Source organism: Amycolatopsis sp. NPDC054798 (assembly GCF_053611505.1).
Map to the genome: position 1 here is coordinate 130,194 of NZ_JBSHAM010000004.1, position 25,027 is coordinate 155,220.

Below are 25,027 nucleotides of genomic sequence, written 5' to 3' on the forward strand. Positions count from 1 at the left end.
GGGAGGCGCGGCGGCGCCTCCCCCTTTTTTTTGCGGTTACCGGCCGAGCAGCGGCAGCCACACCTCGTCCACGATCTCGACGATCGCCGCGTCCGGCACCGCCCCCATGGTCATCAGCATGTCGTGGCGCACCAAGTCGAAGGGCAGGTTCACCACGCGTTCGGATCGCGGCACCTCCGTAATCTCGCCGCGGTCGACGGCGCGTTCGACGAGCGTCGCGAAGGGAGGCGTCTGGTCTCCAGGGCGGAGCCGGTTGCGCAGGTCGCTGAAGCTGGTGCCGGTCTCGCGGAAGTAGTCCGCCAGCTGGATGCGCAGGAGTATCACCGTGCGGGCCCGCTCGGCGTTGATCGCGCGCAGGAGAGCGAGGGCGTCCTGGCGCAGGCTGCCGGTGTCCGGGACTTCGAGAGGACGCCAGTGCCGGGCGAGGGTGGCGACAAGAAGGTCCTCGCGCTGCGGCCAGCGCCGGTAGAGCACCGGTTTGCTGGTTCCGGCGCGTGCCGCGACGGCCTCGTAGGTGAAGCCGCGGTAGCCCTGCTCGACGAGAACTTCCCAGGCGGCATCGGTGATCGCGTTCTCCAGCGCGGCACCCCTGCGCCGGGTGGGAGTGCCCTCCGCGCGCCGTTCGCTCACCACTGCCTCCACAGGTCCGTTCAGCCTTACGGTTAGATCCGCTTGCGTATCTTAACCCCCGGTCGTACGCTTGAATCAATAAGATACGAATCCGTTTCTAAACGGGGTACGACCAGGTAAGGGAAACACGCATGTCCATGATCAACGCCGCGCTGGTGGAGTCCTTCGACGAGCCGCCGCACTTCCGCTCCGTCCCCGCTCCCGAGGCCGCTCCCGGCCAGGAGACGGCGGACGTCCTCGCCGTCGGCGTGCACCCCGCCACCCGCGGCATCGCCGCCGGCAAGCACTACACGAGTCCCCAGACACTGCCCGCGCTGGCGGGGGCGGACGCTGTCGTCCGCCGGGCGGACGGCAGCCTCGGCTACGTCATGCTCATGGGCGCCGGCACTCTGGCCGAGCGCATCGTCTTCGATCCGGCTGAGGTCATCCCGGTTCCGGACGGCACCGATCCCGCTCTTCTGGCCGCCACCATGAACCCTGCCCTGTCCTCATGGGGCGCGCTGCGCACCCGCGTCCCGTTCCAGGCCGGGCACTCGGTCCTGGTGCACGGCGCGACGGGCAACGCCGGCTCGACGGCGGTCAAGGTCGCCAAGCACCTCGGCGCGGGGCGGGTGATCGCCGCCGGACGCAACCGCGCCCGCCTCGACGAACTCCTGGACCAGGGTGCGGACGCCGTAGTCCAGCTCGTCCCCGACGAGGACGCCACCGCGGCCGCGCTCGCCGAGGCCGCCGCGGAGGTCGACGCGGTCCTGGACTACGTGTGGGGGCCGCCCACCGAACTCGCCATGCGTGCCGTCCTCGGAGCGCGTACCCAGCACACCCGCCTGCTCGACTGGGTGCAGATCGGCGGCATGGGCGGAGACGCGCTCACCCTGTCCGGGCACGCTCTGCGCTCCAACGCGGTCCGGATCCTGGGCAGCGGCTTCGGCGCGGTGGACCCGCAGGTCATGCGGCGGGAATTCACCGAACTCGTCGCCGCGATCGCCGCGGGCGGCATGGTCGTACGCCCGCATCCGTTCCCGCTCGACCAGGTCGAGGCGGCCTGGGCGCACCAGGACGCACCGGGCGAGCGCACCGTCATCGTTCTGTGAGCGCGCGGGAGGGAGGTTCGGCGGCGAGCGAAAGCGTCAGCGCAGCATTTGCGCCACTCCCTCGCCGAGCGACCAATCCGCTTCACCGTTCTCCGTCAAACTGAAGAGAACATTCCGCGGTTCGATCCCGGTCGCCTCGGCGATGAGTTCGGTCGCTCGGCGGTACAGCGCGGTTTTCTGGTCCTCTGTGCGGCCGGCGCGCAAGGTGATGGCGATGTACACGATGTCGTCGTCGCGGTGGACGCCGAGGTAGCCCGGGTCGTAGCGCAACCGGCCGGCGGCGTGGCTCGTCAGGATCTGGAACCGGTCGTCGACCGGGACGTCGATGGTTTCGGTCATCGCCTGGTGCACGGCGTCTCCGATGGCGGGGAGGCGGTCGGCGTTGGGTTCGGACAGCACGTCGATGCGGACGAGCGGCATGAGGACCTCTCAGTTCAGCTGGTCGAGATTCGGTTGGGACAGGTGAAGAACCCGGTACTGGACGTCGGTGTCCTCGTCCGGGGTGGTGGTCCAGAGGGTGAAGCGCACGATTTCCCAGCGCTGCGGGTCGATCGCCAGCGCAGTGGTGTGCACAGCCGGATTTTCGGACAGGCGCGCTAGTTCGGCCAGTTCGAGGCCGATCCGGTCGGCAGCTTCCGGCAGTACGCGTTTGGTCGCGAATTCCGGGGCGGTCTCCCGGGCGGGACCGGCCAGGCAACGCGCGCCGGTCCAATGGTGCACTGGCGGTCGGCCGAAATCCTGGACTATGCCGTCGAATCCGCCGCCGCCCCACAGGAACTGGCTCATTCCGGCGGTGTCGGTCCACAGGTAGAACGGCGCGTACTGGTTGGCGCGCACCAGATACGCCTTGAGCCCCAACCCGGGGAACGCGTCGGTGCGATGGCCTCGGGTGGCGACTCGGTGCTCGATGTCGTATCCAGCGGGCAGGTCGATCTCGTACTGCATCGCGTACATCGACGTCACCGCCGGCCGAGGAGCGCGAGCGCTCCGCGGATCGCTTGGTCGAACGGCTCGGCCGTCCCGGCGGATCGGGCGAGGACGTACCCGCCCTGCACTACCGCGACGACTGCGGACGCTGTCGCGGCTGGGTCGAGGTCGCCTGGGAACTCGCCGTTGGCGATGCCCTCGGCGACTATTTCGGCGAGACGGCCGCGCAGCCAGTCGAACGTTTCTTCAAGCGGTGCACGCAATTCCGGGTTCGCGACGATCTCAGGATCCAGCGCCAGCCGGCCGACCGGGCAGCCGCGCAGGACGTCCCGCTCGCGCACCAGGTAGGCGGAGACGCGTTCGACCGCGGTCGTGCCCTCGGCGAACGCGGCTTCGGTGGAGGCACGCAGTTCGTCGGCGTTCTGCCGGATCGCGGCGAGCGCCAGGTCGGCTTTGCCGGCGAAATGGTGGTACATGCTGCCCTGCCCGGCCCCGGCGCGCTGCTGGATCGCTTTCGGGCTCGTGCCGACGTACCCCCGCTCCCACAGCAGGTCCTGAGTGCTCGCGATGAGCTGGTCTCTGGCGGACATGCGATCAGCGTACATACTAGTAGGTACAGAGACAAGTACGGGTGCAGGCCCTACCGCGGAAAGACCGGTTGTCCGCATGGTCCGGATGATCTTGGCCCGGAAGGCTGTCCGGAAGGCGAACGAAAGGATTTCTCCGTGATCAAGTCTGCTGGCCGCCGGGTGGTCGCTGTGACGGCTGCCTGTGCTCTCTTGTTCTCGACCGGCACTGCCGAGGCGATCGTGAAGGGCGGCGATTCGACGCAGCGCTACCCGTTCATGGCGTCCATCCAAGAGAGGGTCAACCAGACCGGCGACCGCGGCGTGTGCGGTGCCTCGCTGATCGACCCGCAGTGGGTGGTCACGGCGGGGCACTGCGTGGACTCGACCCTGGTGACCCCGACAGGCACTGTCCGGATCGGCAGCGAGCGACAGCATTCCGGCGGCACCGTCCGGCGGATCGCGCAGGTGATCACGCATCCCGGCTACGCGCTGCAGAGCGAAAAGATTCCCTTCAACCGCAACGACATCGCGCTGCTGAAGCTGGACCGTCCGGTCGCTGAGACACCGGTCCGGCTGGCTTCCCGGCCGGGTGCGCCTGGTACGCCGACGCGGTTGCTGGGGTTCGGCACCACTGTCGACACGTACGACTTCAAGAAGGCGAAGTTCACCGAGCGGTTGCAGGAACTCGACGTTCGACGCGGCGCGGAGGCCGAGTGCGATCCGGGCTATGCGGGCCGGACGCGGCTGTGCACAGTCAGCCCGAGGCCGGAGGCGATGGCGTGCATCGGCGACTCCGGCGGTCCTCAGATCCGGCGCGGACCTGGCGGGCGGTGGGAGCTGATCGGGGTCACTTCGGGGCCGGGCACCGCGCGGGAGGCTTGTGCGGGCGGGCCGGGCCTCTACAGCAGCGTGCCTGCTTACGCCGACTGGATCCGGCGGACGATCAGGGGAGGAAACTAGACCGCGTGACTCTTGTGTCAGCGGGCTACCGGGCCGTGCAGCGAAGCGGCGAATTCGTGTCGATCAGCGAATGCGTCGCCGAGGTGCACGAAGACGACTGGTTCCGCGATCTCGCCCTCGCCCGGCAAACCGGGTTTGACGTGCTCGAAGCCGGGTTCGCGCCCGAGGAGGCCGAGCCGGTCGTCCGCGAAATCCTCGCGGACGGCTGGAGTCGCGAGACCAGCGTCGTCGTCGGGCGGATCGAGGAGGGCGCGAGTACGTCCGGCGAACTGCTCGGGTTCGAACTGGTCGGTTACGACTGCGGACTGTGGCACACCTGGCGCTGTCTCGGCGGTCTGGTCGACGACGTCCGTGCGGCCACTGGCGTCGTGCCCGGACGGCACGGGCTGATCGAGGACGCGGACGCTGCCCGCCAGGCTGCCCGGTGGCTCACCGAATCCGGTTTGGGCGACCCGAAGGTGTTCCACTGGGCCGCCGCCGGACTGTTTCTCCCGTAACTCCACGGAATCTCCACATTCTCCTCGCGGCAGCGGCACATCCGGGCGGCAGCATGACCGCCGTGGACTGGAATGCGGTGTTCGAGGCGGAGACGCGGCGGCGGAAGGTCCGGCCGCGGCCGGCGTGGGGGAGCGGGGTCCGGCTGGATCCGGTGGTGGCGCGCAGTGTCCGGCGGTTCGAGCACGCGCCGGACGAGCTGACCGCCGAAGACCGGCGGCAGCAAGCCAATCTCGTCGCCCGGCTGCTCGAAACCGCTAGCCAGCCGGGGAAAAGCGACGTGATGAGCCAGCTGATCTCCGACGTGCTCGCGTTCGGCTACTACCGCGCGCTGCGGGACGGCACCCGCGATCCGGTCACCGCGGAGGTCGCCGCGCGGGTGCTCGCCGGGGTGGAACGGCGGCTGGGGTGTCACGTGGATCGGTTGCGGCGCTGGGGAATCGCGGCGACCGCGAGGTGGCGAGCCAGGGCGATCCTGGAAACCGGCGGCGTGCTGGTCGGGCACGGACGCGCGCTGCGGCGGCTCGGCGTGCCGTGGCTCGAGTTCGTCACCGACGCTTGGGCGAGATTCGAACGGGCGCTCGCGGAAGTCCGCAGAGGACCGTCAGTGCGCCCGGGGCCGCGCGTGCGGGCGCGGCCCCGGGGACTGGTTTAGGACAGCTTCGACCAAAGGAACTCGTACGCGACAGCCGAACGGAACGCGAGTTGTTCGTTGTCCGCAGCCGCCCCGTGGCCGCCTTCGATGTTTTCGAAGTACTCCACGTCATGGCCCTGTTCGCGCATCCGCGCGACCATCTTGCGCGCGTGCCCGGGGTGCACGCGGTCGTCGCGTGTCGAGGTCACGAAGAGGATCGGCGGATAGCTGACGTCGGCCGAAACATTGTGGTACGGCGAGTATTTCGAGATGTACTCCCACTCTTCCGGGACGTCCGGGTCGCCCCATTCGGCCATCCACGAGGCCCCGGCCGGCAACAGGTGGTAGCGCTTCATGTCGAGCAACGGCACCTGGCACACGATCGCGCTGAACAGCTCCGGGTAGCGGGTGAGCATGACGCCCATCAGCAGCCCGCCGTTGCTGCCGCCCTGGATGCCGAGCCGTTCCTTCGTCGTGATGCCCCGCGCGACCAGATCGCGCGCCACCGCGGCGAAGTCCTCGTACGCCTTGTACCGGTTCTCTTTCACCGCCTGCATGTGCCAATCGGGCCCGTACTCGCCGCCGCCGCGGATGTTCGCGACCACGTACGTGCCGCCGCGCGACAGCCACGCCCGCCCGACAACCCCGCCGTACGACGGTGTCAGCGAAACCTCGAAGCCGCCGTAGCCGTACAGCAGCGCCGGGCCGTTTTCCGCGCCGGGCGGACGGACCACGAAATACGGGATCTTCGTGCCGTCGTCCGAAGTCGCGAAGTACTGGCTGACCTCGATTCCGCTCGCGTCGAAGAACGCCGGCGCCTGCTTCAGGACCTCGACGTCGCCGCCGACGACGCCGCGGGTGAGCGTGGACGGCTGGACGTAGCTGGAGGAGTCGACCAGGTATTCGTCGTCGACGTCCGGCTCGGTGTCGACGATCTGCGCGCTGCCGAATTCCGGCGCACCGCCCAGTTCCGCCTCAGCCCAGCCGTCCGGGCCCGGCGTCAGCACGCGCAGCTCCGACTTGACGTCGTGCAGCGTCGCGAGCAGGAGGTGGTTGCGGGTCCAGGTGTAGTAGTCCAGCGACGTGTGCGCGTCCGGCGTGAACAGCGCGGTGAACTCGCGGTCGCCCGATTTGAACGCGTCGTAGCGGATCGCGAGCAGTGTGCCCGCAGGGTGTTCGGTGCCGCCGGCAGTCCACGCGCTGCGCGGGTGCACGAGCAGCCATTCGCGGTGCGTCGACACCTCGACGTCCTCGGGCAGGTCCAGTTTGCTCAGCCCGGACGGGGTCCGCTCGAAGTATTCGGTGCGGTAGAAGTCGATCGCGCGGCGCACGAAATCGCGTTCGAACCCCTCGGTCGGGTCGTGGTAGGCCATCACCGCGACGTCGTCCGGTTTGCCCTCGGCGACGAGTTCCGCTTCTTCGAGCGGGGTGCCGCGCCGCCATTCCTTCACCAGGCGCGGGTAGCCCGAGGTGGTGAGCGAGCCCGGGCCGAAGTCGGTGCCGATGTACACCCGGTCGGCGTCGATCCACCCGATCCGGTGCTTCGCCTCGGGCAGGGTGAACCCGTCCGGCACGAACTCGTGCGCGTCGAGGTCGAACTCGCGGACGACGGTCGCGTCCGCGCCGCCCCGGGACAGCTGGACCAGGCCGAGCCGGTGCCCGGGACGCAGCACCGCGGCGCCCTTCCAGACCCAGTTCTCGTCCTCGGCCGCGGCGAGCGCGTCGACGTCGAGCAGGATCTCCCAGTCCGGTTCGGCGGTGCGGTACTGCTCCAGCGTGGTGCGCCGCCACAGCCCGCGCGGGTGCTCGGCGTCCTGCCAGAAGTTGTAGAGGCGCGTCCCCCGGCGCGCGACGTACGGGATCCGGCCGCCCGCGTCGAGCACCTCGCGGATCGTGTCCCGCAGCTGCCCGAACCTCTCGCTCGCGGTGAGCACGTCCAGCGTCTCCGCGTTGCGCGAACGGACCCATTCGAGCGCCTCGTCGCCCGTCACGTCTTCCAGCCACAGGTACGGATCTTCGACAGTCATAGCGTCCAGTCTCGCTGCCTGCCGCGGATCCGGCCAGGGGCCCCGGCGTTCCCGTTTCGTGATCCAGGGCGGCTCGCGGTCTCCGTATGCTGGCCGGGAGGGGGGAGGAATGACGTACTACGCGGGAGGCTCGTGGCCTCCTCCAGCACCACCGCAGGCTCCGCAGCCGCCGCCGCGCCGAAGGCCGGGCAAAGCGCTGGGCGGCCTCGCCGCGGTGGCGATCGTCGCGGTCACGCTCGCGCTCATGGCCGTGGTGCCGCACGAGGTGTCCGGGCACGCGATCGCGGCGCCGGACGCCGACGCGATGCCGGACCGCCAGGACGCCAAACCGGTGCGCAAGCTCAGCGGCAATCCGTTGCTGGCCAAGGGCGTCGCGCTCGGTCCCGTGTCGTGTGATCTGCCGGAGCTGAGCCGGGACCCGGAGCAGCTCAAGGCCTTCTACACGGCGCTCGCGGGCTGCCTGAAGCAGGCGTGGCAGCCCGCGCTGGACAAAGCGGACGAGCCGAGCCTGCCGGTCAAGGTGTCGGTCACGCTGCCGAAAACCAGCGCCTGCGGCAACGCGCCGTCCCGGGACGAAGCCGTCGCGTACTACTGCGGCGGCGACGCCACGATCTACGCGCCCACCGAGTGGATGCTGTCGGACGCCGGGCTGAGCCGGGCCCGGCACCTGGCGACGCTCGCGCACGAGTACGGCCACCACGTCCAGCGCGAGAGCGGCATCCTCGACGCGGCGAGCACGGAGATGAGTTCGCCGGAACCGAGCAACGACGCGGACAAGGCGGTCGTGCGCCGGATCGAGCTGCAGGCGAACTGCTTCGGCGCGCTGTTCCTCAACGCCGCGGCGGATCGCGGTTCGATCAGCCGGGCCACCGCGAACGCCGCCGTCGCCGACTACGGCCGCGCCGACGACAGCGGCGACCACGGCAGCCGCGCGAACCAGCTGATGTGGGCGAAGGCCGGCTACACCGGAGCCGGTCCGGTCGCCTGCGACACCTGGTCGGCGCCGCCGGACAAGGTCAGCTGACCCGCCATCCCGGGTCGCGGCCCACCAGGCCGAGGAACTGGTCCAGTTCGCTTTCGTCGGTGCTGACGGGCACCACCGGCGCGAAGGTCCCTCGTTCGACGCGTTCCTTCGGGTCGGTCGGGATCATGAGCGCGAACTGCAGGCTGGCGTGCACCGCGGCCGGAACCGGGTCGTAGGCGACGTCGAGGGTCTTGGCCAGGTCCCAGCCGTGCGCGACGGTGTCGACGAGGTGCATCGCGATCGCCACCGTGCCGGGGAAGGTGCCGAAGGTGTTGACGGCGATCTGGCGTTCTGCGATGTCTGCTTCGCCGTACGCGGCGAGGTAGTCGGTCACTGAGGCTGCGTACGCGGCGTACGGATCTTCGCCGAGCTGACCGCTGTCCCAGTCCTTCGCGGAGCCGTTGCGTGCTGCCTCGGCGAAGGCGCGGTTTTCGCTGACTTGATGGCGGAGCAGGTCGGCGAGCGTCCAGCCGGCGCACGGGGTGGGCCGGTCGAGGTCCGCCGCGGTGATTTTGGAGACGATCGGGTCGAGGACGAGCAGGGCCTGCCGGTCGAGGTCGAACGTGGTCATGGGCTCACGCTAACCGGCAGATCGGTCCAGGAAGAGAGCCAAAACCAGGCCAATCGCGGTGGACCAATCTAGGCTGGACCCGTGGACCTGCACCTGGACCTGTCCGGTACCCGCGGCCATCGCGACGAGATCTACCGCCAGATCCGCGAAGCGGTGCTCGACGGACGGCTCCGGGACGGCGACGTGCTGCCGCCGTCCCGGGAACTGGCGCACCGGCTGGCCGTTTCGCGCACCACCGTCACCGCGGCGTACGAACGCCTCACCGCGGAAGGATTCCTCGCCGGCCGGGTCGGCGCCGGAACCTATGTGCGGGCCGGTGCCGCGCCGCGGCCTGCCGAACCGGCGGGGGTCGCGGAGGGCGTCCAGCCGCGTCCAGAGTGGACAGACGTGCCCGCGCCGCCGAAGGCGTTCACCAATCCGCCGGAGTTCGATTTCCGCGCCGGGGTACCGGATGTGCGGTTGTTTCCGTTCGACACCTGGCGTCGGCTGACGGCTCAGGCGTTGCGCAGTTCCCGGGCGGAGCTGATGACGTACGGCGAACCGCAGGGCGATCCCCGGCTGCGCGACGAGCTCGCGCGGCACCTCGCGGTGTCCCGGAATGTTCGCGTGCGCCCGGAACATCTGGTGATCACTTCGGGCGCGCAGCAGACGATCGACCTCGTCGCCCGCGTTCTGTTGCGGCCCGGCGACCTGGCCGCGGTCGAGGATCCCGGGTACCCGCCGCCGCGTCTGCTGCTGGGCACGCTCGGAGTGCGCGTCGCGCCGGTCCCGGTGGACGACGAGGGCATCGTGGTCGACGCGATCCCGCCGGGCACTCGCCTGGTGCACGTGACTCCGTCGCACCAGTATCCGCTCGGCGTCGCGATGTCTCCGTCGCGTCGGAGGGCGTTGCTGGATTGGGCTGAGGACAACGGGGCAGTCGTGGTCGAGGACGATTACGACACCGAGTTCCGTTACTCCGGGCGACCACTGGAACCGTTGCACAGCTTGGATTCTCACGGCCGGGTGGTGTACGTCGGCTCGTTCTCGAAGGTGCTGTCGCCCGCGCTGCGGCTGGGTTTTCTCGCCGCGCCGCCCGCTTTGGCCGAGGCGATCGTGAAGGCGAAATACCTCGCCGACTGGCATTCCCCGGGCATCGAGCAGGCGGTGGTCGCGGCGTTCCTCGCCGAAGGCGGATTCGCCCGGCACGTCCGCCGGATGCGCGGCATCTACCGCGCGCGCCACGACCTCCTCGTGGACGGTCTGCGCGCCGAATTCGGCGACGTGCTGAAGCCGGTGCCCGCGTCGGCGGGGCTGCACCTGAGCGCGTCGGCGGACCGGGACTTGCGCGGCTTCGCGCGGAAGGCGTCGGGGGCGGGCGTCCGGCTGTTTTCGCTCGGCGATTTCTCCGTGGCGGCGCGGCGGCACGGTCTGCTGTTCGGCTACGGCGGAATCGCGGCGGAACGGATCGGGCCCGGTCTCGCGCGGTTGCGGAGGGTGTTCGAAGGCGGACCGGGCTGAGCGCGTTACCACGAACGGACGCGTCCCGCCGGACTTTCGCACTCGGCGGCGGGGCCCTAACCTGATGTGACCCGACTCACCGAGGAGAGGGCATCGCCATGCGGATTGCGGATTTGCTCCAGCGCAAGGGCGCGACGGTCGCCACTGTGTCGCCGGGTACGACGGTCACCGAGCTGCTGGCGGGCCTGGCCCGGCACAACGTCGGCGCGATGGTCGTGGTGGACGCCGAAGGCGGGATCGCCGGGATCGTGTCCGAACGCGACGTCGTGCGCAGGCTCGACGAACACGGGCCTTCGGTCCTCGAAGGGCCGGTCGCGGACATCATGACCACCATGGTCGCCAGCTGCACCCCGGACGATCCGGTGGACCAGCTCAGCGTGGTGATGACCGAACGGCGGATCCGGCACGTGCCGGTGCTCGACGGCGGGCGCCTCGCCGGCATCGTGAGCATCGGCGACGTGGTGAAGATCCGGATGGAGCAGCTGGAACAGAGCCAGGAACAGCTGGAGGCCTACATCTCGCAGGGCTGACGCGTCACTCGCGCCAGCCGCTGAGTTCGACGCCCTTCGCGACGTCCACCCGGTAGCCGAGCGAGACCGTCGCGGACGCTCCGGGCGCGATCGTGAGCCGCCAGGTGAACTGGCCCAGCTCGGTGCGCTCGACCGGCTCCGGGCTGAGCCGCAAGTCCCGCACGGTGATCCCGTCGTCCCGGGAAACCGGGGCCTGGTCGAGCACGGCGACCACGGCTTCGCGGGGGCTGTGGTTGGTCACCGTCGTCAAGTAATCGGCTTCGCGGCGGCGTTGTGCGGAGAACGTCGCTTTGCTGGCGCTGCGCTTGACCAGTTCGCGTTCGACTCGGATCCGGTCGTCGACGCCCAGCGCGAGTTCGCGTTCTTCGCCGGGAGCCCACAGCTCTAGTTGCGTGGTGCCGACGAATTCGGCTTCGTGGAACACTGCGGCGCGACCGGCGCGAAGCGTGTGCTCGGCGGTGTTGACCACCTTCGCGCGCAGGTACGCTTCCTCGGCCTGCGTCGGTGCGGTCACGTAGTCCAGTTCCGCGGTGAAGTCCAGTTGCGCGAGCGTCGTCCGGTGGCCTTGCGCGCCGGAGGGAATCGCGACCGGGCGCGCCGGGCGGAAAGTGACCGCGGTGGTGCCTTGCTCCACTTCGGCGACGTGCGCGGCGAAGCCGTCTCGACCTCCGGCCGCGGCACCGTACGCCAGTGCAGCGGGCGCGGGCGGTGCCATCGATCGCCGCTCCGGTTGCTGTCGATCCAGGTACCAGGGCTGGAGTTCCGGGATCACGACGGTGTTCGCCGGGCGGGCGGTGGACAGCGTCAGCTCGCACTCCGGCCAGTCCTCGCCGGTGTGCTGGCTGACGAGCCCGTACGAGGTGACCGTGACGTCGGTGCCGCGCACGCGGACGTCGTACCCGGGTTCCCAGCGCGCGCCAGGGACCACATAGGACAGTTCGATTTCGGCGGTGGCCGGGGATTCCAGCTCCACCACGATGGTCGAACTGTCCTGTTCGGACTGTGCGCTGCGGGTTTCGATCTGGCGGTCGAGCGCGGCGAGGTCTTCGCGCAGCCGTTCCAGCCTCGTGGCGAGCGCGCGACGTTCCTTGAGCGCCGCGGCCAACTGCGTGCTGAGCGCTTCGCTCACCTCTTGGACACGCCCCGGCTCTGCGTCGCCTCCGGCCAACGCCTTCGCGAAGCTTGCTCCGCTGCGTCGCGAGACGCCGGTCAACAGGTCGACGCGCGCCGACGCGGCGCTCTCGTCGTCCGCGACCTCGTCGACAGTCGCCTGGTCCGCGCGACGCTGCTCCACGAGCGCGCGCAGGGCTGGGTCGGCAGGCTCGGCGTGCTGCGCGTACGCGACGTCGACGCCGGTGACCAACGCGTCGCCCGCGCCGCTGACGCGCACCGAAGCAGCGTCGAGCGACAGGGGGAGACCCGTGATCTCTACGCGGGACCCGTCAGCCGGAGTGACTTGACAGCGGCGGGTGACGCGCGCGTGCTGCGGGTAGACCGTGACCGTAACGATCGGTGCGTCCATGGCTCCGACGTTAGTCGGTTGACGCGACTTGCGGTTGACGGAAGTCTCGAAGCTGCTCGCCTGCTTCGTCCGGCTTGGGGGTTCTGGTGGGAGTTGCTGCTCGAGTTGCTGCTGTCTTCGTCGCGGTGGCCACGTTGTCCGTGCCCGCAGTCGCTGAAGCTGCTTCGCCGCCTTCGCCGGTCTTCACCGACGGTCAAGCGCAGCCAGTCTTCGACCCGGCTGACGTCATCCGTGAAGACGTCTGGGTCACCGCGCCCGTCGACAGCGACCACGACGGCAAGCCTGACCTCGTACACGCGCAGGTGGTGCGTCCGCGCGCCACGGAGCAGGGCATGAAGGTCCCTGTCGTGTACGAAGCGAGCCCGTACTTCGCGGGCGGCAACGACGTACCGAACCACAACGTCGACACCGAGCTGTACGTGCCAGGCCCGCACGTCGCGTCGCCGATCGGGTGGAGCTACCAGAACTACTTCACCGCACGCGGGTTCGCTGTCGTGTACGGCGAATCTCTCGGCACCGGGCTGTCCACCGGCTGTCCGACGACCGGCGACGTGAACGAGACGGTCGGCGCGCGTTCGGTGGTCGACTGGCTCAACGGCCGCGCGGAGGCACACAACCAGGCCGGAGCGCCCGTCGCGGCGAACTGGAGCACCGGGAAGACCGGCATGATGGGCGTGTCGTACAACGGCACGCTGCCCAACGCGGTGGCCAGCACCGGTGTCGAAGGACTCGAGACGATCGTGCCGATCGCCGCCATTTCGAGCTGGTACGGCTACTACCGCAACGCTGGCGCGGTCGTGGCTCCCGGCGGTTACCAGGGCGAGGACGCGGACGTGCTCGCCGGCTACGTCTACTCGCGCGCTGACCGGGAGGCCTGCCGTCCGGTGCTCGACGGCCTCACCGCCGCGCAGGACCGCGTGACGGGGGACTACAGCCAGTTCTGGGACGTACGCAACTACCGTGACGACGTCGGCAAGGTGCACGCGTCGGTGCTCGCGGTGCACGGGCTGAACGACTGGAACGTGAAGACCGAGCAGGTCGCTTCGTGGTACGAAGCGCTCAAGAAGCACGGCGTCGAGCACAAGATCTGGCTGCACCAGTCCGGGCACGCGGACCCGATTTCGCTGCGCCGCGACGTCTGGCTCACGACGTTGAACAAGTGGATGTCGCACTACCTCTACGGGATCGACAACGGCATCGAGCGCGAGCCGAAGGCGACCATTCAGCGCGAGGACAAGTCGTGGGTCGACGAGGCCGAATGGCCGGCGCCGGGCACCGCGGACGTCGTGCTGCACCCGTGGCCGGGCGGACGTTCGACCGGGACGCTCGACCGGCAGCCGGTGCCAGGCCGTCCGACCGTCGAGACGCTGGCCGACGACGCGAGCAAGAAGATCGAACAGCTCGCGGACGCGGCGTCGTCCGGGAACCGCTTGCGCTACCGCACTTCCGCGACCACGGAACCGGTCAGGCTGTCCGGCGCCGCGAAGGCCGAGCTGCAGCTGTCGTTCGATCGCCCCGCCGCGAACGTCACCGCGGTGCTGCTCGACCGGGCGCCGGACGGCACCTCGCACGTGATCAGCCGGGGCTGGACGGACCCGCAGAACCGCGTCAGCCCGTCGGTCACGTCGCCGATCACGCCCGGACAGCGGTACCGCATCGAGGTTTCGCTGATGCCGAAGGACTACGTCGTGGCCGCCGGACATCGCCTGGAGTTCCTGCTGGCTTCCAGCGACCACGACTTCACGCTGCGGCCGGATCCGGGCACCGGGCTGTCGCTGGAGCTGACCGGGACGTCCGTGACGCTGCCGGTCGTCGGCGGGAAGAAGGCGTTCTACTCGGCGATCCCGGCGCGGTAGGCGAACGCGACGGCTTGGGCGCGGTCGCGCAGACCGGCCTTGGAGAACAGGTGATTGACGTGCGTCTTCACCGTCGCTTCGCTGACCACGAGGGTGCGTGCGATCTCCGTGTTCGACAGGCCGGCCGCGATCAGCCGCAACACCTCCACCTCGCGCGCGGTGAGGCCTTCCAGCTCCTTCGTGCGCACCGGCGCGCGGCTCGTCGCGGCTGCTACCAGCCGTTGCTGGAGCGCGCCGTCCACAGTGGACTGGCCGGCGGCCGCTGAGCGGAGGGCGCGGGCGATCGCGTCGGCGTCGGCGTCCTTGGTGAGGAACCCGCGCGCACCGGCTTTGAGCGCGGCGAGAAGGGAATCGTCGTCGGCGTACGTGGTGAGGACGACGACCTCGGTCTTCGGATGCTGCGCGCGGACCAGTTCAGTCGTCTCGACGCCGTCGCGGTTGGGCATGCGCAGGTCCACGAGCAGTACGTCGGGCTGGTGCTCCGCGACAAGCTCGAGTGCCTGTACGCCGTCTGCGGCCGCGCCTACCACCTCGATGCCCGGCAGCAGTCCGAGCAGCGTGACGAGTCCTTCGCGCACCACTGCTTGATCGTCGGCCAGAACCACGCGAAGCGTCACGCCGGTACCGTCAGCTGAATCCGCCATCCGTCCTCCCCAGGGCCGCATTCGAGCTTCCCGTGCAACAGTGCGGCCCGCTCGCCCATGCCTCGCAAACCGTATCCCGGAGCCGGCGGCTCCGGCGGACGGCGGCCCTGGTGGTCGGCGATCGTTAAGTCGACTTCGTCGTTGTTGAAGGCCACCGTGACGTCTACGGCGGGACCGCCCGCGTGCTTGCGCGAGTTGGCGAGGGCTTCCTGTACGGCGCGTACGAGCGTCGTGCCGACAGCCGCGTCTAGCTCGCGTGGTTCGCCTTCGATCACCAGGTCGGCGCGAGAGCCGGTGTTGAGCCTGTACGCGGCAAGGAGGTCCGAGACCGAGCGCTCGACGGGTACGGCGTCTTCGCGCAGTGCGGCGACGGCCTTGCGTGCTTCGGCGAGACCGTCCGTCGCCAGCTTCTGTGCGCGTTCTATTTGGGCGAGAGACTCTTCGCTCGCGCCGTCGCGGACCAGCATCAGACGCGCGCCTTGGAGGTTGAGCGCGAGCCCGGCGAGAGAGTGCGCGAGGACGTCGTGCAGTTCGCGGGCAATGCGCGCACGTTCGGCGAGGGCGGCCGCGCGGGCGTGCTCCTCGCTGGCGGTCTGGGCACGGGCGAGCGCTAGTTCGGTCTGCTCCAGCCGTTCCGCGCGGCCCCGGCGGTTGGCGGCGAGCAGGACTATCACGGCGAGGATCGCGAAGAGAGCGAGGGCGTTCAGCCAGTCGAGTTCGTAGGTGATCGACCAGACGAGGATCGCCGCCGAGGCGACGGCGAGCGAGATCGCCGCAGCGATCCGGCCACTCACGCGGAGGGTGTAGAAGACGGCGCCGAACATCGTCGTCGAGGTCCAGCTGCTCGGCTGCAACACCCAGAGCGCGCCCGCAGCCGCGACGACGGCGACCATGGCTGCGGGCATCAGCCAGCGCGGCCGCGACTCCCGGGTGAGCCACAGCGCCGGGACTGACAGCAGGAGGACCAGCCCGATCAGCGGCCACGTCCACGGCCGCGCGTGCGGGATCGCGAACAGCGCCGGCACGGCGAGCACGCCCCAGCGCACCCAGTCGGCGCCCTCGAACCGCCGCCGCGCCTTGGCGAGCGAGGCCGCCGGTGTGCGCATGGGCCCTCCATCCGTCTTGTACGGAAAATGTACTGGCTCGGGCTTGGCTGGGGAGTGTCGGACATTTCCCCCACCAGGAGGTACGCCCCCATGTCCAGATTGAGACGGTTCGCGGCGGCCGCGGCCGCGGTGGTCCTGCCCGCGTGCGGCCTGACGCTCGCCGCCCAGTCGACGGCGTCCGCGGCCCCCAACTTCCAGGTGCCGTTCAAATGCGGCGTGACGGTCACGGCGGCGACCTTCAGCGGCCACAACCCGGCCAACTCGGTCGACTTCCAGAAGTCCGGCATCACCGGCATGCCGGTGCTCGCGGCCGCGCCAGGAACGGTCACGCGCGTCGCGAACGAGGGCAGCACCAGCTACGGCCGGTGGATCGAACTGGATCACGGCGGCGGCTGGCGGACCCGGTACGCGCACCTGTCCGAGCAGGAAGTCTCGGTGGGCCAGAGCGTCGGGCAGGGCAAGGAGATCGGCAAGGCGGGCGCGACCGGCGGGGTGACCGGCCCGCATCTGCACTTCGAAGAGAACTTGAACGGCGTGACGCAGAAGGCCGTGCTGAACGGTGTTGCGGTGCCGTACTACGGCAAGAAGGACTTCACGAGCAAGAACGGCTGCGGCGGCAACCCGTACTCGGCGACGCAGGTGTGCGGGTCGGGCTTCTCGGTGATCGACCAGCAGGCGCTGGGGACGGCGGGCACCGCGTACCTGCTGTACAACTCGTCTTCCAAAGAGAACTGCGTGACGACCCTGAAGGCGGTTTCGCTGGGGACCGCCAGTCCGGTTTCGGCGTTCCTGGAGGTGCAGGGCTCGACCAGGACGACAGATTCGGGCAGCTTCACCTACTACGCGGGGCCGGTGAAGAAGACCGCCGGTTCGACGTGCGTCAAATGGGGCGGTTCGGTCGGCTCCTCGGCGTACGAGAGCCCGTTCGAACACTGCGGCTGAGGTTTTTCACCTGTGCTGCCGGATCCCTGCTGGGGGTCCGGCAGCATCTGTCTATTGTGGACTTTCTGGTTCATGCACACCCCACCGACAATTTCCGCCGGTTCCCTTCGCTCGTGACGCGGTTGTCCACAACTGCCTGCTGCCGTCCACAGATTTGCTTTGCCGGCCTTGATTCGCGTCATCGCGGCGCACAGTGGAGGCGTGACCACCTCGACGCCGCCCGGCATCTCCCGGGCCACCCTCAGCAACCCGGCCGACCTCATCGCCTCGCTCCCGTACCTGCTCGGCTTCCGTCCCGCCGATTCCCTCGTGCTGCTGGGCCACCGCGTGCCCGGCACCACGATCGGCCTGATGCTGCGCGCCGACCTTCCGCCGCGAGAATTTCAAGCAGAGCAAGCGGATGCGCTGATCCCGCGCTTCGCCGACCCCGACCACAACGGCGTCACCGCGATCATCGTCGGCGGCTCGACCGCCGGTGGTTCAGCCGACGAAAACGGACCACCCCGAAGAGAATTCGTCGCCGAACTTAAGCGTGCCCTGTCCGACCACGGCCTCCGCCTGTTCCATGCATTGTGGACACCCGAGGTCGAAGCTGGCGCGCCATGGTCGTGCTATCTGGAACCCGACTGCGGCGGTGTACTGCCAGATCCCCAGGAAACCGTCGTCGCCGCGGCCACGACGGAGGCGGGTTTCGTGGTCTTCCGCAGCCGCGAAGAGCTGGCCGCTGTGCTGGAACCACGCTCTGCAGAAGCGATCAGCCGCCGCGCCGGCATGCTGGCGTCCGCTCCGGAACCGTTGTACAGCCCCGGCATGTCGCAGAGCGATGTCCTGGACGCTGCGACAACCGAACTCCGCGAGGCCTTCCTCCGCCAACGCCGAGGCGCGGGCCCGCCCAGCGACGATCAAGCCGTGCGGCTAGCCCACGCGTTGACGTTCAACCCCGTCCGCGACGCCTGCCTGGCCCTCGCGGTTCCGCCGCACACTTCGCTGACCCGTGAGGCGGAGGAGGTATGGCTGACCCTGGTCCGCGAACTGCCTCCGCCGCACCGGGCCGAAGCTGCCCTCCATCTCGGCTACACCGCGTTGATGCGCGGCGAAGGAGCGCTCGCCGGGATGGCACTGGCGAACGCCGTGGAAGCCGATCCGGGGCATGTGGTGGCGCAGCTGCTGCAGGCCGCGTGGAACATCGGCACGGATCCGTCGAAGCTGACCGGCCTCGCGGACTTGAGCACGGCGGTGGATCTCGGGTTGTCCCCGCCGCCGGAACCGGGGAGTGGCGTCGAGCAGGGAGCGGGTCGAAGATCGGAGCCGCCGAGGGGATGAGATGACGGGGGTCGGTGCGAACGGGATGAGATGACGGGAGCCTGTGTGGGCGGGGTGAGATGACCGGGGTTGGTGGCGGTTCGGTCGTGCGGTTTCCGCGGTGTGGAACGACTGTGCTGGCGTGGCATTGGCGAGTCCAAAGTGGACTCTCGTGGCCCGGTGTTCCCGAGCGGTACTTACGGCCCGTTGCGGCGACGCAGGGGCGGGGATGCACCTGAATCCCCGCCTCGCGACCGAAACCGAACCTCGCCCGCAGCCCGTCGCCCACGACCCGGAGCCTGCCCGCGGCCCCGTCGCCACGACTCGAACTCCGCCTGCGGCCCACCGTCACGAACCGAACCCCGCTCGCAGCCCGCAGTCACAACCTGAACCCCGCCCGCAGCCCGAAGCCACGCCCGAACCCCGCCCCGGCCCCACAGCCACGACCCGAACCCCGCCCCGGCCCGTCGCTGTGACCCGGAGCCCACCCGGTAACCCCGTCAGGAACGACGCGACTGGGTGAACTGCCAAGCGTCCGACACGATCCCGTCCAGGTCGGTCAGCTTGGGCGTCCACCCCAGCTCGCCGTTGGCCTTGTCGCTGGACGCCACCAGCACCGACGGGTCGCCCGCGCGGCGCGGGGCCACGACGGCGGGGATGGCGTGCCCGGTGACCCGGCGGCAGGCCTCCACGACCTCCAGCACCGAGAACCCGGTGCCGCTGCCGAGGTTGTAGATGCGGTGCTCGCCCGCCGCGGCGTGGCGCAGGGCGAGGAGGTGGGCGTCGGCGAGGTCGACCACGTGGATGTAGTCGCGGACGGCTGTTTTGTCCGGCGTCGGGTAGTCGTCGCCGTAGATGGAGATGTGTTCGCGGTCGCCGGTCGCGACCTGGAGAACGAGAGGAATGAGATGGGTTTCGGTGGTGTGCCGTTCGCCGAACGCGCCGTAGGCTCCGGCCACGTTGAAGTACCGCAGGCTCACCGCGGCCAGGCCATGGGCGCGGGCGAAGCTGGTGATCGCGTGGTCGATGGCGAGCTTCGAGGCGCCGTAGGTGTTGGTCGGCTGTGTCGGGGCCGTTTCCGGGATCGGCGACACGTCGGGCTCGCCGTAGGTCGCCGCGGTGGAGGAGAACACCAGGCGCGGCGTGCCGTGCTTCTTCATCGCCTCCAGCAGCCGCAGCGAGGTCACCACGTTGCCTTCCCAGTACTTCGCCGGGTCGGTCATCGACTCGCCCACCAGAGACTTCGCCGCGAAGTGCAGCACGCCGTCGAACCCTTCGCCGAGCAGGTCCGCGGCGACCTCGGCGGCGTCGCCCTCGACGAAGCGCGCCTGCGGGTGCACCGCGTCCGCGTGCCCGGTCGACAGGTCGTCCACGACGGTGACCTGGTGACCGGCTTCGATGAGGCGGGCGGCGCACACGCTGCCCACGTACCCCGCGCCGCCCGTCACGATGAGTTTCAGGGGGCTCTGCTGGTCCGTCACGTCAAGGCCTTTCTGCTGAGGGGTGGCGACTGTGCGGCACAGTCTCCCCTCAGTGCGACGCGACGGACCCTCCGGGGGTTGCTCCGGAAATCAGGCCTCGTCGCGGCCCGCGCCGCGCGACGGCACCGCCGTGAACATCCGCGGCCGGCGGAACCCGGCCTGCTCGCAGGCGGTTTCGACCGCGGTGCGGACCCCGTCCACCTCCGCGTCCCGGACCAGCGCGATCGCCGAACCGCCGAACCCGCCGCCGGTCATCCGCGCGCCCAGCGCACCGGCCGACCGGGCCGAGTCGACCGCCAGGTCGAGCTCCGGCGTCGAGATGCGGTAGTCGTCGCGCATGCTCACGTGCGAAGCATCGAGGTGCGGCCCGATCTCGGCGAGCTTTTTCTCGCGCAGCAACGCGACCACGTCGAGCACCCGCTGGTTCTCGGTGACCACGTGGCGCACCAGCGGAACCAGATCCTCGGGCAGCTGCGCGAGGGCTTCGTCGAGCCCTTCGAGCGTGACGTCGCGCAGCGCCTTCACGCCGAGCAGTTCCGCCGCGCGCTCGGTGCCGCGCCGCCGCGCGCCGTAGCCGCCGTCGGCGTGGGAATGCTTGGTGCGGGTGTCCATGATCAGCACCCGGAGCCCGGCCTCGGCGAGCGGGAACGGCACCTGCTCCATCTCGCCCGAGCGGACGTCGAGGAACAGCACCCGCGAGTCCTCGCAGCACAGCGACGCCGTCTGGTCGAGCAGCCCGGTGGGCGCGCCGACGAAGTCGTTCTCCGAACGCTGCACCCAGCGCGCGATTTCCGGACGGGTGGGAGTGCCTGCGCCGCCGTCTTCGAGTTCCACCCCTGCCGTGCCCAGCAAAGCCAGCGACACCGCGCATTCCAGCGCGTGAGAGGAGGAAAGCCCGGCCCCGGACGGCACGTCGCCGGCGATGACCACGTCGGCCCCGTCCGCGAAACCCTGGTCGCGCAGCACCCACGCCACCCCGGCGGGATACGCGGCCCATCCGCCGACCGAACCCGGTTCGAGCGCGGCGATCTCGTGCGGCCCGGAGTGCTGCAGCTGCCCGTCGTCGCCGAGGGTGGCGACCTGGAGCTTGCCGTCCCGGCGCGGGGAGGCGGCCGCGGCGAGCCGGTGCGGGAGGGCGAAGGGCAGCACGAAACCGTCGTTGTAGTCGGTGTGCTCGCCGATCAGGTTCACCCGGCCCGGCGCGGACCACACGCCTGCCGGGGCCCGCCCGTGGACCTCCCGGAACGCGCGGGCCGCCTCGGTCGCCGGGGTCACTTGGCGAGCGCCAGCACGGCGTGCAGCGCCGCGGTGGACACCTGCGCCGTGCTTTCGGTGCCCTTGACCTCGACGGTCGCGCTGCCGCCGGAGGCCTTGCCGACCGTGACGAGCCCGCCGGGCACGATCCCGACCGTCCGCAGTTCGGTGAGCAGCGATTCGTCGAGCTGCACGTGCTCGGCGATGCGGCGGATCTCGACCTCGCCGCCGCCGGTGCGGGCGAACTCGTCGAGGCGCACCAGGCCGTCCTCGGCGCGCGGCGCGGGATCGCCGTCGCCGAGCTTGTCGAGGCCGGGAATCGGGTTGCCGTACGGCGACGTGGTCGGGTGGTCGAGCAGCTTCACCAGCTTGCGCTCGACGGCCTCGCTCATCACGTGCTCCCAGCGGCACGCCTCGTTGTGCACGTGCTCCCACTCGAGGCCGATGACGTCGACGAGGAGGCGCTCGGCGAGCCGGTGCTTGCGCATGACCGCGACGGCGAGGTCGTGGCCGTGGTCGGTGAGCTGCAGATGCCGGTCGTCCGCGACGACGACCAGCCCGTCGCGCTCCATCCTGGCCACGGTCTGGCTCACGGTGGGCCCGCTCTGCTGCAGGCGCTCCGCGATCCGGGCCCGCAGCGGGACGACCCCTTCCTCTTCGAGCTCGTAGATGGTACGCAGGTACATCTCGGTGGTGTCGATGAGATCGTTCACGCTGTCCCCTTCGTCCGCGTAGCTCATCGTAGTCGCTGGCCCCGACAGCGACGGCTCGCCTCGGCGTAACGACCCGGCCGCGGCGAAAAGTCCTGCCCTGATGCGCGAACCGCGTCCGGACCTGCAGGATGGGGGCCATGCGACCGTTGATCTCGCCCGCTGAGCTCGCCGCGTTCCCCGGCCGCGAGCGTCCCGTCGTGCTGGACGTCCGCTGGCGGCTCGGCGGACCGCCCGGCGCGGAGTCCTACCAGGAGGGACACCTGCCCGGCGCGGTGTTCGTCGACCTCGACACGGCGCTGGCCGCGCCGCCCGGAGAGGGCGGCCGACACCCGCTGCCCGACCCGGCCGTCCTGCAGCGTGAGCTGCGGAAAGCCGGGGTTCAGGCAGGGCGTCCGGTGGTCGTCTACGACGACGCGGACGGTTCGGTCGCCGCGCGGGCCTGGTGGCTGCTGCGCTGGGCGGGGCATCCGGAGGTCGCGGTGCTCGACGGCGGTTACACAGCGTGGCTGGCCGAGGGGCGGGAAGTGACGGCCGAAGCGCCTTCGCCGGAGCCGGGCGACATCGAGGTCCGGCCGGGCGGCATGCCGGTCCTGTCGGCGGACGACGCGGCGGCGCTCGCGCGCGAAGGTGTGCTGTTCGACGCGCGGGCGCACGTCCGCTACACCGGCGAGACTGAGCCGGTCGACCCGCGGGCCGGGCACATCCCGGGCGCGGTGAGCGCGCCGTCGTCCGAGCACGCGGGTGCGGACGGGCGCTGGCGGTCGCCGTCCGAGCTTGCCGAGCGGTTCGCGTCGCTGGGCTTGGCCGACGGCGTTCCGGCCGGTGCCTACTGCGGTTCGGGCGTCACGGCGTCGTCGGTGGTGCTCGCGCTGGAGGTCGCCGGGCATCCGGAACCGGCCGCGCTGTACGCGGGGTCGTGGTCGCACTGGTCGCGCGATCCGGAGCGTCCCGCGGCCACCGGTCCCGAACGCGGCTGAATCCGCCGGAACTTTCGGCGCTGTGCACCGACTTCTCGTCCGGAAGGCTTTTCCAGGCGAGAGGCGGCGTTCATGGAGCGAAGGACATTCCTGCGCGGGTCGGCGGCGGCAGGGGCGGCGATGGCGGCGTCGGCGGCGGTACCGGCCGAGGCTGCGACCACAACCACGGCCGCAACTGCGGCGACGACCGGGGCAGCGTCCGGACGGCGGCCGTTGCGGGTGCAGGTCGTGTTGTTCGACGGCGTCGAGGAACAGGATTTCGCCGGTCCGTACGAGGTGTTCTCCGCGGCGGGCATGCATGCCAAGCGCGGCACGGATGTTTCGTATGTGCGGGTCGATGGGCCGGGCGTGGTGCGCGCGGCGTACGGGACGAAGGTGGAGGTCGAGCGAGGCTGGTCCCCGCAGGACGCCGACATCATCGTGGTGCCCGGCGGCGGTTACGCGAAGCGGAAAGGACCGGGCATCTGGGCGGAGATCGACCGTCGAGTGCTGCCGGACGCGCTCGCCGCCGCACCGCGCAAAGGGCTGACCCTGGCGGCGCTGTGCACCGGCACGCTTCTGCTCGGCGCGGCCGGGCTCGTGCGGGGACGTCCGTGCACGACGCACCACGGTGCCGTCGAGACGCTTGTCCAGCAAGGCGGGGAGGTCAAGAAAGCCCGCGTGGTCGACGACGGCGACGTGGTCACCTCGGGCGGCATCACGAGCGGCCTGGACCTGGCTTTGTGGCTGGTGAAACGGGAACTCGGCTCCGACGCGGCGGCCGGGCTGGAGGAGATGCTCGAGTACGAGGCGCGCGGCGTCGTCTGGACGCGGGGCTGAGTTCCGCCCCGCCGCGAAACCCGGCTCGGGGCGCGGCGGGGAAGTACAGTGCGGTGCATGTCGTCGCCTGCAGTTGTCTGGGATCCGTCGCTGCTGAAGTACGACCTGGGCGGGCAGCATCCGTTCAACCCCGTCCGGCTCGACCTCACCGTGCGGCTCGCCACCGAACTGGGCGTGCTCGACGGGGTCGACCTGCTCGTGCCGACCGCGGCGGGGGACGAGGAACTGCTGCGCGTGCACGTGCCGGAGTATTTGGCCGCCGTGCGGGAGGCCCCGCTCGTCGGATGGGACGTCGGGCACGGGCTCGGCACCGACGACAACCCCGTGTTCCCCGACATGCACGACGCGACCGCACTGGTCGTCGGCTCGACCCTGCTCGCCGCGCGCAAAATCGCCGACGGCGAGGCGCGGCGGGCAGTCAACATCGCGGGCGGGCTGCACCACGCGATGCGCGATCACGCGTCCGGTTTCTGCATCTACAACGACTGCGCGATCGCCATCTCGTGGCTGCTCGACCACGGCTTCGACCGCATCGCGTACGTCGACACCGATGTGCACCACGGCGACGGCGTCCAAGCCGCGTTCTATGACGACCCGCGAGTGCTCACCGTCTCGATGCACCAGCACCCGTTCACGCTGTGGCCCGGCACCGGTTATTCCGCCGAGGTCGGCAAGGGCAAAGCGGCCGGCACGGCGGTGAACCTGCCGCTGCCGCCGCACACGCGGGACCCCGGGTGGCTGCGGGCGTTCGACGCGGTGGTTCCGGCTGTGCTGCGGGAGTTCCGGCCGCAGCTGCTCGTCACCCAGTGCGGGGTCGACTCGCACGAGGAAGACCCGATGGCCGACATGTCCTTGTCGGTCGACGGCCACCGCACCATCTACTCCACCCTGCGCGACCTGGCCGAACGCTACGCGGACGGCCGCTGGCTCGCCGTCGGCGGCGGGGGATACCAGCTGATCCGCGTGGTGCCGCGCTCGTGGACGCACCTGATGGCGACCGTGCTGGACCGCGACGTCCCGCCGGAAACGCCGCTGCCGCCCGGCTGGGTCTCGACGGTCAAGCGCGCCGCCCCGGCCGCCGACCTCCCCGCCGCGATGACCGACGGCGAGGACACCGCCTTCAAACCGTGGGGCGACGACGCGGACGACCCGGTGGACATCGCGATCCGCGACACCCGCCGCGCGATCTTCCCGCTGCACGGCCTCGACCCGGACGATCCGAGGGACTGACCATGCCCGAGCAACCTCGCCAGCCCGGCACCGGCGACCCCGGCCAGGGCGACCCCGCTTCCGGCGCCCGATCGAAGCGCGAGCCCGGCGGAACCGCTGCGCCGACTCCTGGGAGCGGCACTGGGAGAGCGCCGACTTCTGGTGCCAGCGCGGAGGGAACGCCGACTCCCGGCCGCGCCGCTGCCGCGGAGGCTGTCGGGTCACCCGGTTCGGCTGCTGGCGG

25 protein-coding genes are annotated in these 25,027 nt (G+C 70.3%); 13 read left to right on the forward strand and 12 right to left on the reverse strand.

The features are described from left to right. Positions 1–36: 36 nt before the first annotated feature. Positions 37–630 (reverse strand): TetR/AcrR family transcriptional regulator, encoded by a 594-nt coding sequence (locus ACWGIC_RS04435; RefSeq protein ID WP_452074480.1) that lies wholly within the window; start codon positions 628–630, stop codon positions 37–39. 131 nt (positions 631–761) lie between these two features. Here ACWGIC_RS04435 and ACWGIC_RS04440 point away from each other — a divergent pair, with 131 nt between their 5' ends. Beyond that, the gene (locus tag ACWGIC_RS04440) at positions 762–1,721 is read left to right on the forward strand and encodes a quinone oxidoreductase family protein (protein ID WP_452074481.1); all 960 of its coding nucleotides are present in this window, start codon (positions 762–764) and stop codon (positions 1,719–1,721) included. A gap of 36 nt (positions 1,722–1,757) precedes the next feature. Here ACWGIC_RS04440 and ACWGIC_RS04445 read toward each other — a convergent pair whose 3' ends face one another. The 3 genes from ACWGIC_RS04445 to ACWGIC_RS04455 are packed head-to-tail and all read right to left on the reverse strand — an operon-like array spanning position 1,758 to position 3,238. Continuing rightward, positions 1,758–2,141 carry a tautomerase family protein gene (locus ACWGIC_RS04445; protein WP_452074482.1) on the reverse strand — a complete coding sequence of 128 codons (384 nt, stop codon included), beginning with the start codon at positions 2,139–2,141 and terminating at the stop codon, positions 1,758–1,760. 9 nt (positions 2,142–2,150) lie between these two features. Beyond that, positions 2,151–2,675: a DUF4865 family protein gene (locus ACWGIC_RS04450; protein WP_452074483.1), complete on the reverse strand. Its 525-nt coding sequence runs from the start codon at positions 2,673–2,675 to the stop codon at positions 2,151–2,153. Positions 2,676–2,680: 5 nt separating this feature from the next. After that, entirely contained in the window at positions 2,681–3,238 is a 558-nt protein-coding gene (locus tag ACWGIC_RS04455; RefSeq protein WP_452074484.1) for a TetR/AcrR family transcriptional regulator, read from the reverse strand. Between the two features lie 135 nt (positions 3,239–3,373). Between ACWGIC_RS04455 and ACWGIC_RS04460 the strand changes: the two genes are divergently transcribed. The 3 genes from ACWGIC_RS04460 to ACWGIC_RS04470 are packed head-to-tail and all read left to right on the forward strand — an operon-like array spanning position 3,374 to position 5,327. Continuing rightward, a complete protein-coding gene (locus tag ACWGIC_RS04460) occupies positions 3,374–4,177 on the forward strand; it encodes a S1 family peptidase (RefSeq protein WP_452074485.1) in 804 nt (267 codons plus the stop codon). A 5-nt stretch (positions 4,178–4,182) separates the two neighbouring features. Further along, complete coding sequence (locus tag ACWGIC_RS04465) at positions 4,183–4,674, forward strand: hypothetical protein (RefSeq protein ID WP_452074486.1); 492 nt, start codon at positions 4,183–4,185, stop codon at positions 4,672–4,674. A 53-nt stretch (positions 4,675–4,727) separates the two neighbouring features. Further along, positions 4,728–5,327 carry a hypothetical protein gene (locus ACWGIC_RS04470; RefSeq protein WP_452074487.1) on the forward strand — a complete coding sequence of 200 codons (600 nt, stop codon included), beginning with the start codon at positions 4,728–4,730 and terminating at the stop codon, positions 5,325–5,327. Here the strand turns inward: ACWGIC_RS04470 and ACWGIC_RS04475 are convergent. Beyond that, on the reverse strand, positions 5,324–7,333 hold the full coding sequence (locus ACWGIC_RS04475; RefSeq protein ID WP_452074488.1) for a prolyl oligopeptidase family serine peptidase: 2,010 nt from the start codon (positions 7,331–7,333) through the stop codon (positions 5,324–5,326). The genes ACWGIC_RS04470 and ACWGIC_RS04475 overlap by 4 nt on opposite strands. A gap of 109 nt (positions 7,334–7,442) precedes the next feature. Between ACWGIC_RS04475 and ACWGIC_RS04480 the strand changes: the two genes are divergently transcribed. Further along, positions 7,443–8,357 (forward strand): neutral zinc metallopeptidase, encoded by a 915-nt coding sequence (locus tag ACWGIC_RS04480; RefSeq protein WP_452074489.1) that lies wholly within the window; start codon positions 7,443–7,445, stop codon positions 8,355–8,357. Here the strand turns inward: ACWGIC_RS04480 and ACWGIC_RS04485 are convergent. After that, positions 8,350–8,928 (reverse strand): TIGR03086 family metal-binding protein, encoded by a 579-nt coding sequence (locus ACWGIC_RS04485; RefSeq protein ID WP_452074490.1) that lies wholly within the window; start codon positions 8,926–8,928, stop codon positions 8,350–8,352. The two genes, ACWGIC_RS04480 and ACWGIC_RS04485, sit on opposite strands and share 8 nt — an antisense overlap. A gap of 81 nt (positions 8,929–9,009) precedes the next feature. On the opposite strand from ACWGIC_RS04485, the gene pdxR reads away from it, so the two are divergent. Then, positions 9,010–10,428 (forward strand): MocR-like pyridoxine biosynthesis transcription factor PdxR, encoded by a 1,419-nt coding sequence (gene pdxR, locus ACWGIC_RS04490; protein WP_452074491.1) that lies wholly within the window; start codon positions 9,010–9,012, stop codon positions 10,426–10,428. Positions 10,429–10,526: 98 nt separating this feature from the next. After that, positions 10,527–10,958, forward strand: coding sequence for a CBS domain-containing protein (locus tag ACWGIC_RS04495; protein ID WP_452074492.1), 432 nt, complete (start codon positions 10,527–10,529; stop codon positions 10,956–10,958). 4 nt (positions 10,959–10,962) lie between these two features. Here the strand turns inward: ACWGIC_RS04495 and ACWGIC_RS04500 are convergent, their stop codons facing one another. Continuing rightward, entirely contained in the window at positions 10,963–12,480 is a 1,518-nt protein-coding gene (locus ACWGIC_RS04500; protein ID WP_452074493.1) for a DUF4139 domain-containing protein, read from the reverse strand. 125 nt (positions 12,481–12,605) lie between these two features. On the opposite strand from ACWGIC_RS04500, the gene ACWGIC_RS04505 reads away from it, so the two are divergent. Further along, a complete protein-coding gene (locus tag ACWGIC_RS04505; RefSeq protein ID WP_452074494.1) occupies positions 12,606–14,336 on the forward strand; it encodes a Xaa-Pro dipeptidyl-peptidase in 1,731 nt (576 codons plus the stop codon). Here the strand turns inward: ACWGIC_RS04505 and ACWGIC_RS04510 are convergent. Then, complete coding sequence (locus ACWGIC_RS04510; RefSeq protein ID WP_452074544.1) at positions 14,312–14,953, reverse strand: response regulator; 642 nt, start codon at positions 14,951–14,953, stop codon at positions 14,312–14,314. The two genes, ACWGIC_RS04505 and ACWGIC_RS04510, sit on opposite strands and share 25 nt — an antisense overlap. After that, positions 14,950–16,086 (reverse strand): sensor histidine kinase, encoded by a 1,137-nt coding sequence (locus ACWGIC_RS04515; protein ID WP_452074495.1) that lies wholly within the window; start codon positions 16,084–16,086, stop codon positions 14,950–14,952. Before ACWGIC_RS04515 ends, ACWGIC_RS04510 begins: the two co-directional genes overlap by 4 nt. Before the next feature lie 90 nt (positions 16,087–16,176). On the opposite strand from ACWGIC_RS04515, the gene ACWGIC_RS04520 reads away from it, so the two are divergent. Both ACWGIC_RS04520 and ACWGIC_RS04525 read left to right on the forward strand, forming a co-directional pair. Next, complete coding sequence (locus tag ACWGIC_RS04520; RefSeq protein ID WP_452074496.1) at positions 16,177–17,028, forward strand: M23 family metallopeptidase; 852 nt, start codon at positions 16,177–16,179, stop codon at positions 17,026–17,028. Between the two features lie 201 nt (positions 17,029–17,229). Then, positions 17,230–18,351, forward strand: a complete 1,122-nt coding sequence (locus ACWGIC_RS04525; protein WP_452074497.1) for a DUF4192 domain-containing protein — start codon at positions 17,230–17,232, stop codon at positions 18,349–18,351. A gap of 479 nt (positions 18,352–18,830) precedes the next feature. On the opposite strand, the gene galE is transcribed toward ACWGIC_RS04525, so the two are convergent. From galE to ACWGIC_RS04540, 3 genes are all read right to left on the reverse strand, one after another. Further along, on the reverse strand, positions 18,831–19,811 hold the full coding sequence (gene galE, locus ACWGIC_RS04530; RefSeq protein WP_452074498.1) for a UDP-glucose 4-epimerase GalE: 981 nt from the start codon (positions 19,809–19,811) through the stop codon (positions 18,831–18,833). Positions 19,812–19,901: 90 nt separating this feature from the next. Beyond that, positions 19,902–21,086 carry a galactokinase gene (gene galK, locus ACWGIC_RS04535; protein ID WP_452074499.1) on the reverse strand — a complete coding sequence of 395 codons (1,185 nt, stop codon included), beginning with the start codon at positions 21,084–21,086 and terminating at the stop codon, positions 19,902–19,904. Continuing rightward, a complete protein-coding gene (locus tag ACWGIC_RS04540; RefSeq protein ID WP_452074500.1) occupies positions 21,083–21,805 on the reverse strand; it encodes a metal-dependent transcriptional regulator in 723 nt (240 codons plus the stop codon). Before ACWGIC_RS04540 ends, galK begins: the two co-directional genes overlap by 4 nt. 110 nt (positions 21,806–21,915) lie before the next feature. Here ACWGIC_RS04540 and ACWGIC_RS04545 point away from each other — a divergent pair, with 110 nt between their 5' ends. The 3 genes from ACWGIC_RS04545 to ACWGIC_RS04555 all read left to right on the forward strand — a co-directional run bounded on the left by ACWGIC_RS04545 (position 21,916) and on the right by ACWGIC_RS04555 (position 24,804). Next, complete coding sequence (locus tag ACWGIC_RS04545; RefSeq protein WP_452074501.1) at positions 21,916–22,755, forward strand: sulfurtransferase; 840 nt, start codon at positions 21,916–21,918, stop codon at positions 22,753–22,755. 72 nt (positions 22,756–22,827) lie between these two features. Beyond that, positions 22,828–23,574, forward strand: a complete 747-nt coding sequence (locus ACWGIC_RS04550) for a DJ-1/PfpI family protein (RefSeq protein WP_452074502.1) — start codon at positions 22,828–22,830, stop codon at positions 23,572–23,574. Between the two features lie 57 nt (positions 23,575–23,631). Further along, positions 23,632–24,804, forward strand: a complete 1,173-nt coding sequence (locus tag ACWGIC_RS04555; RefSeq protein ID WP_452074503.1) for an acetoin utilization protein AcuC — start codon at positions 23,632–23,634, stop codon at positions 24,802–24,804. The last annotated feature ends 223 nt before the right edge of the window (positions 24,805–25,027 follow it).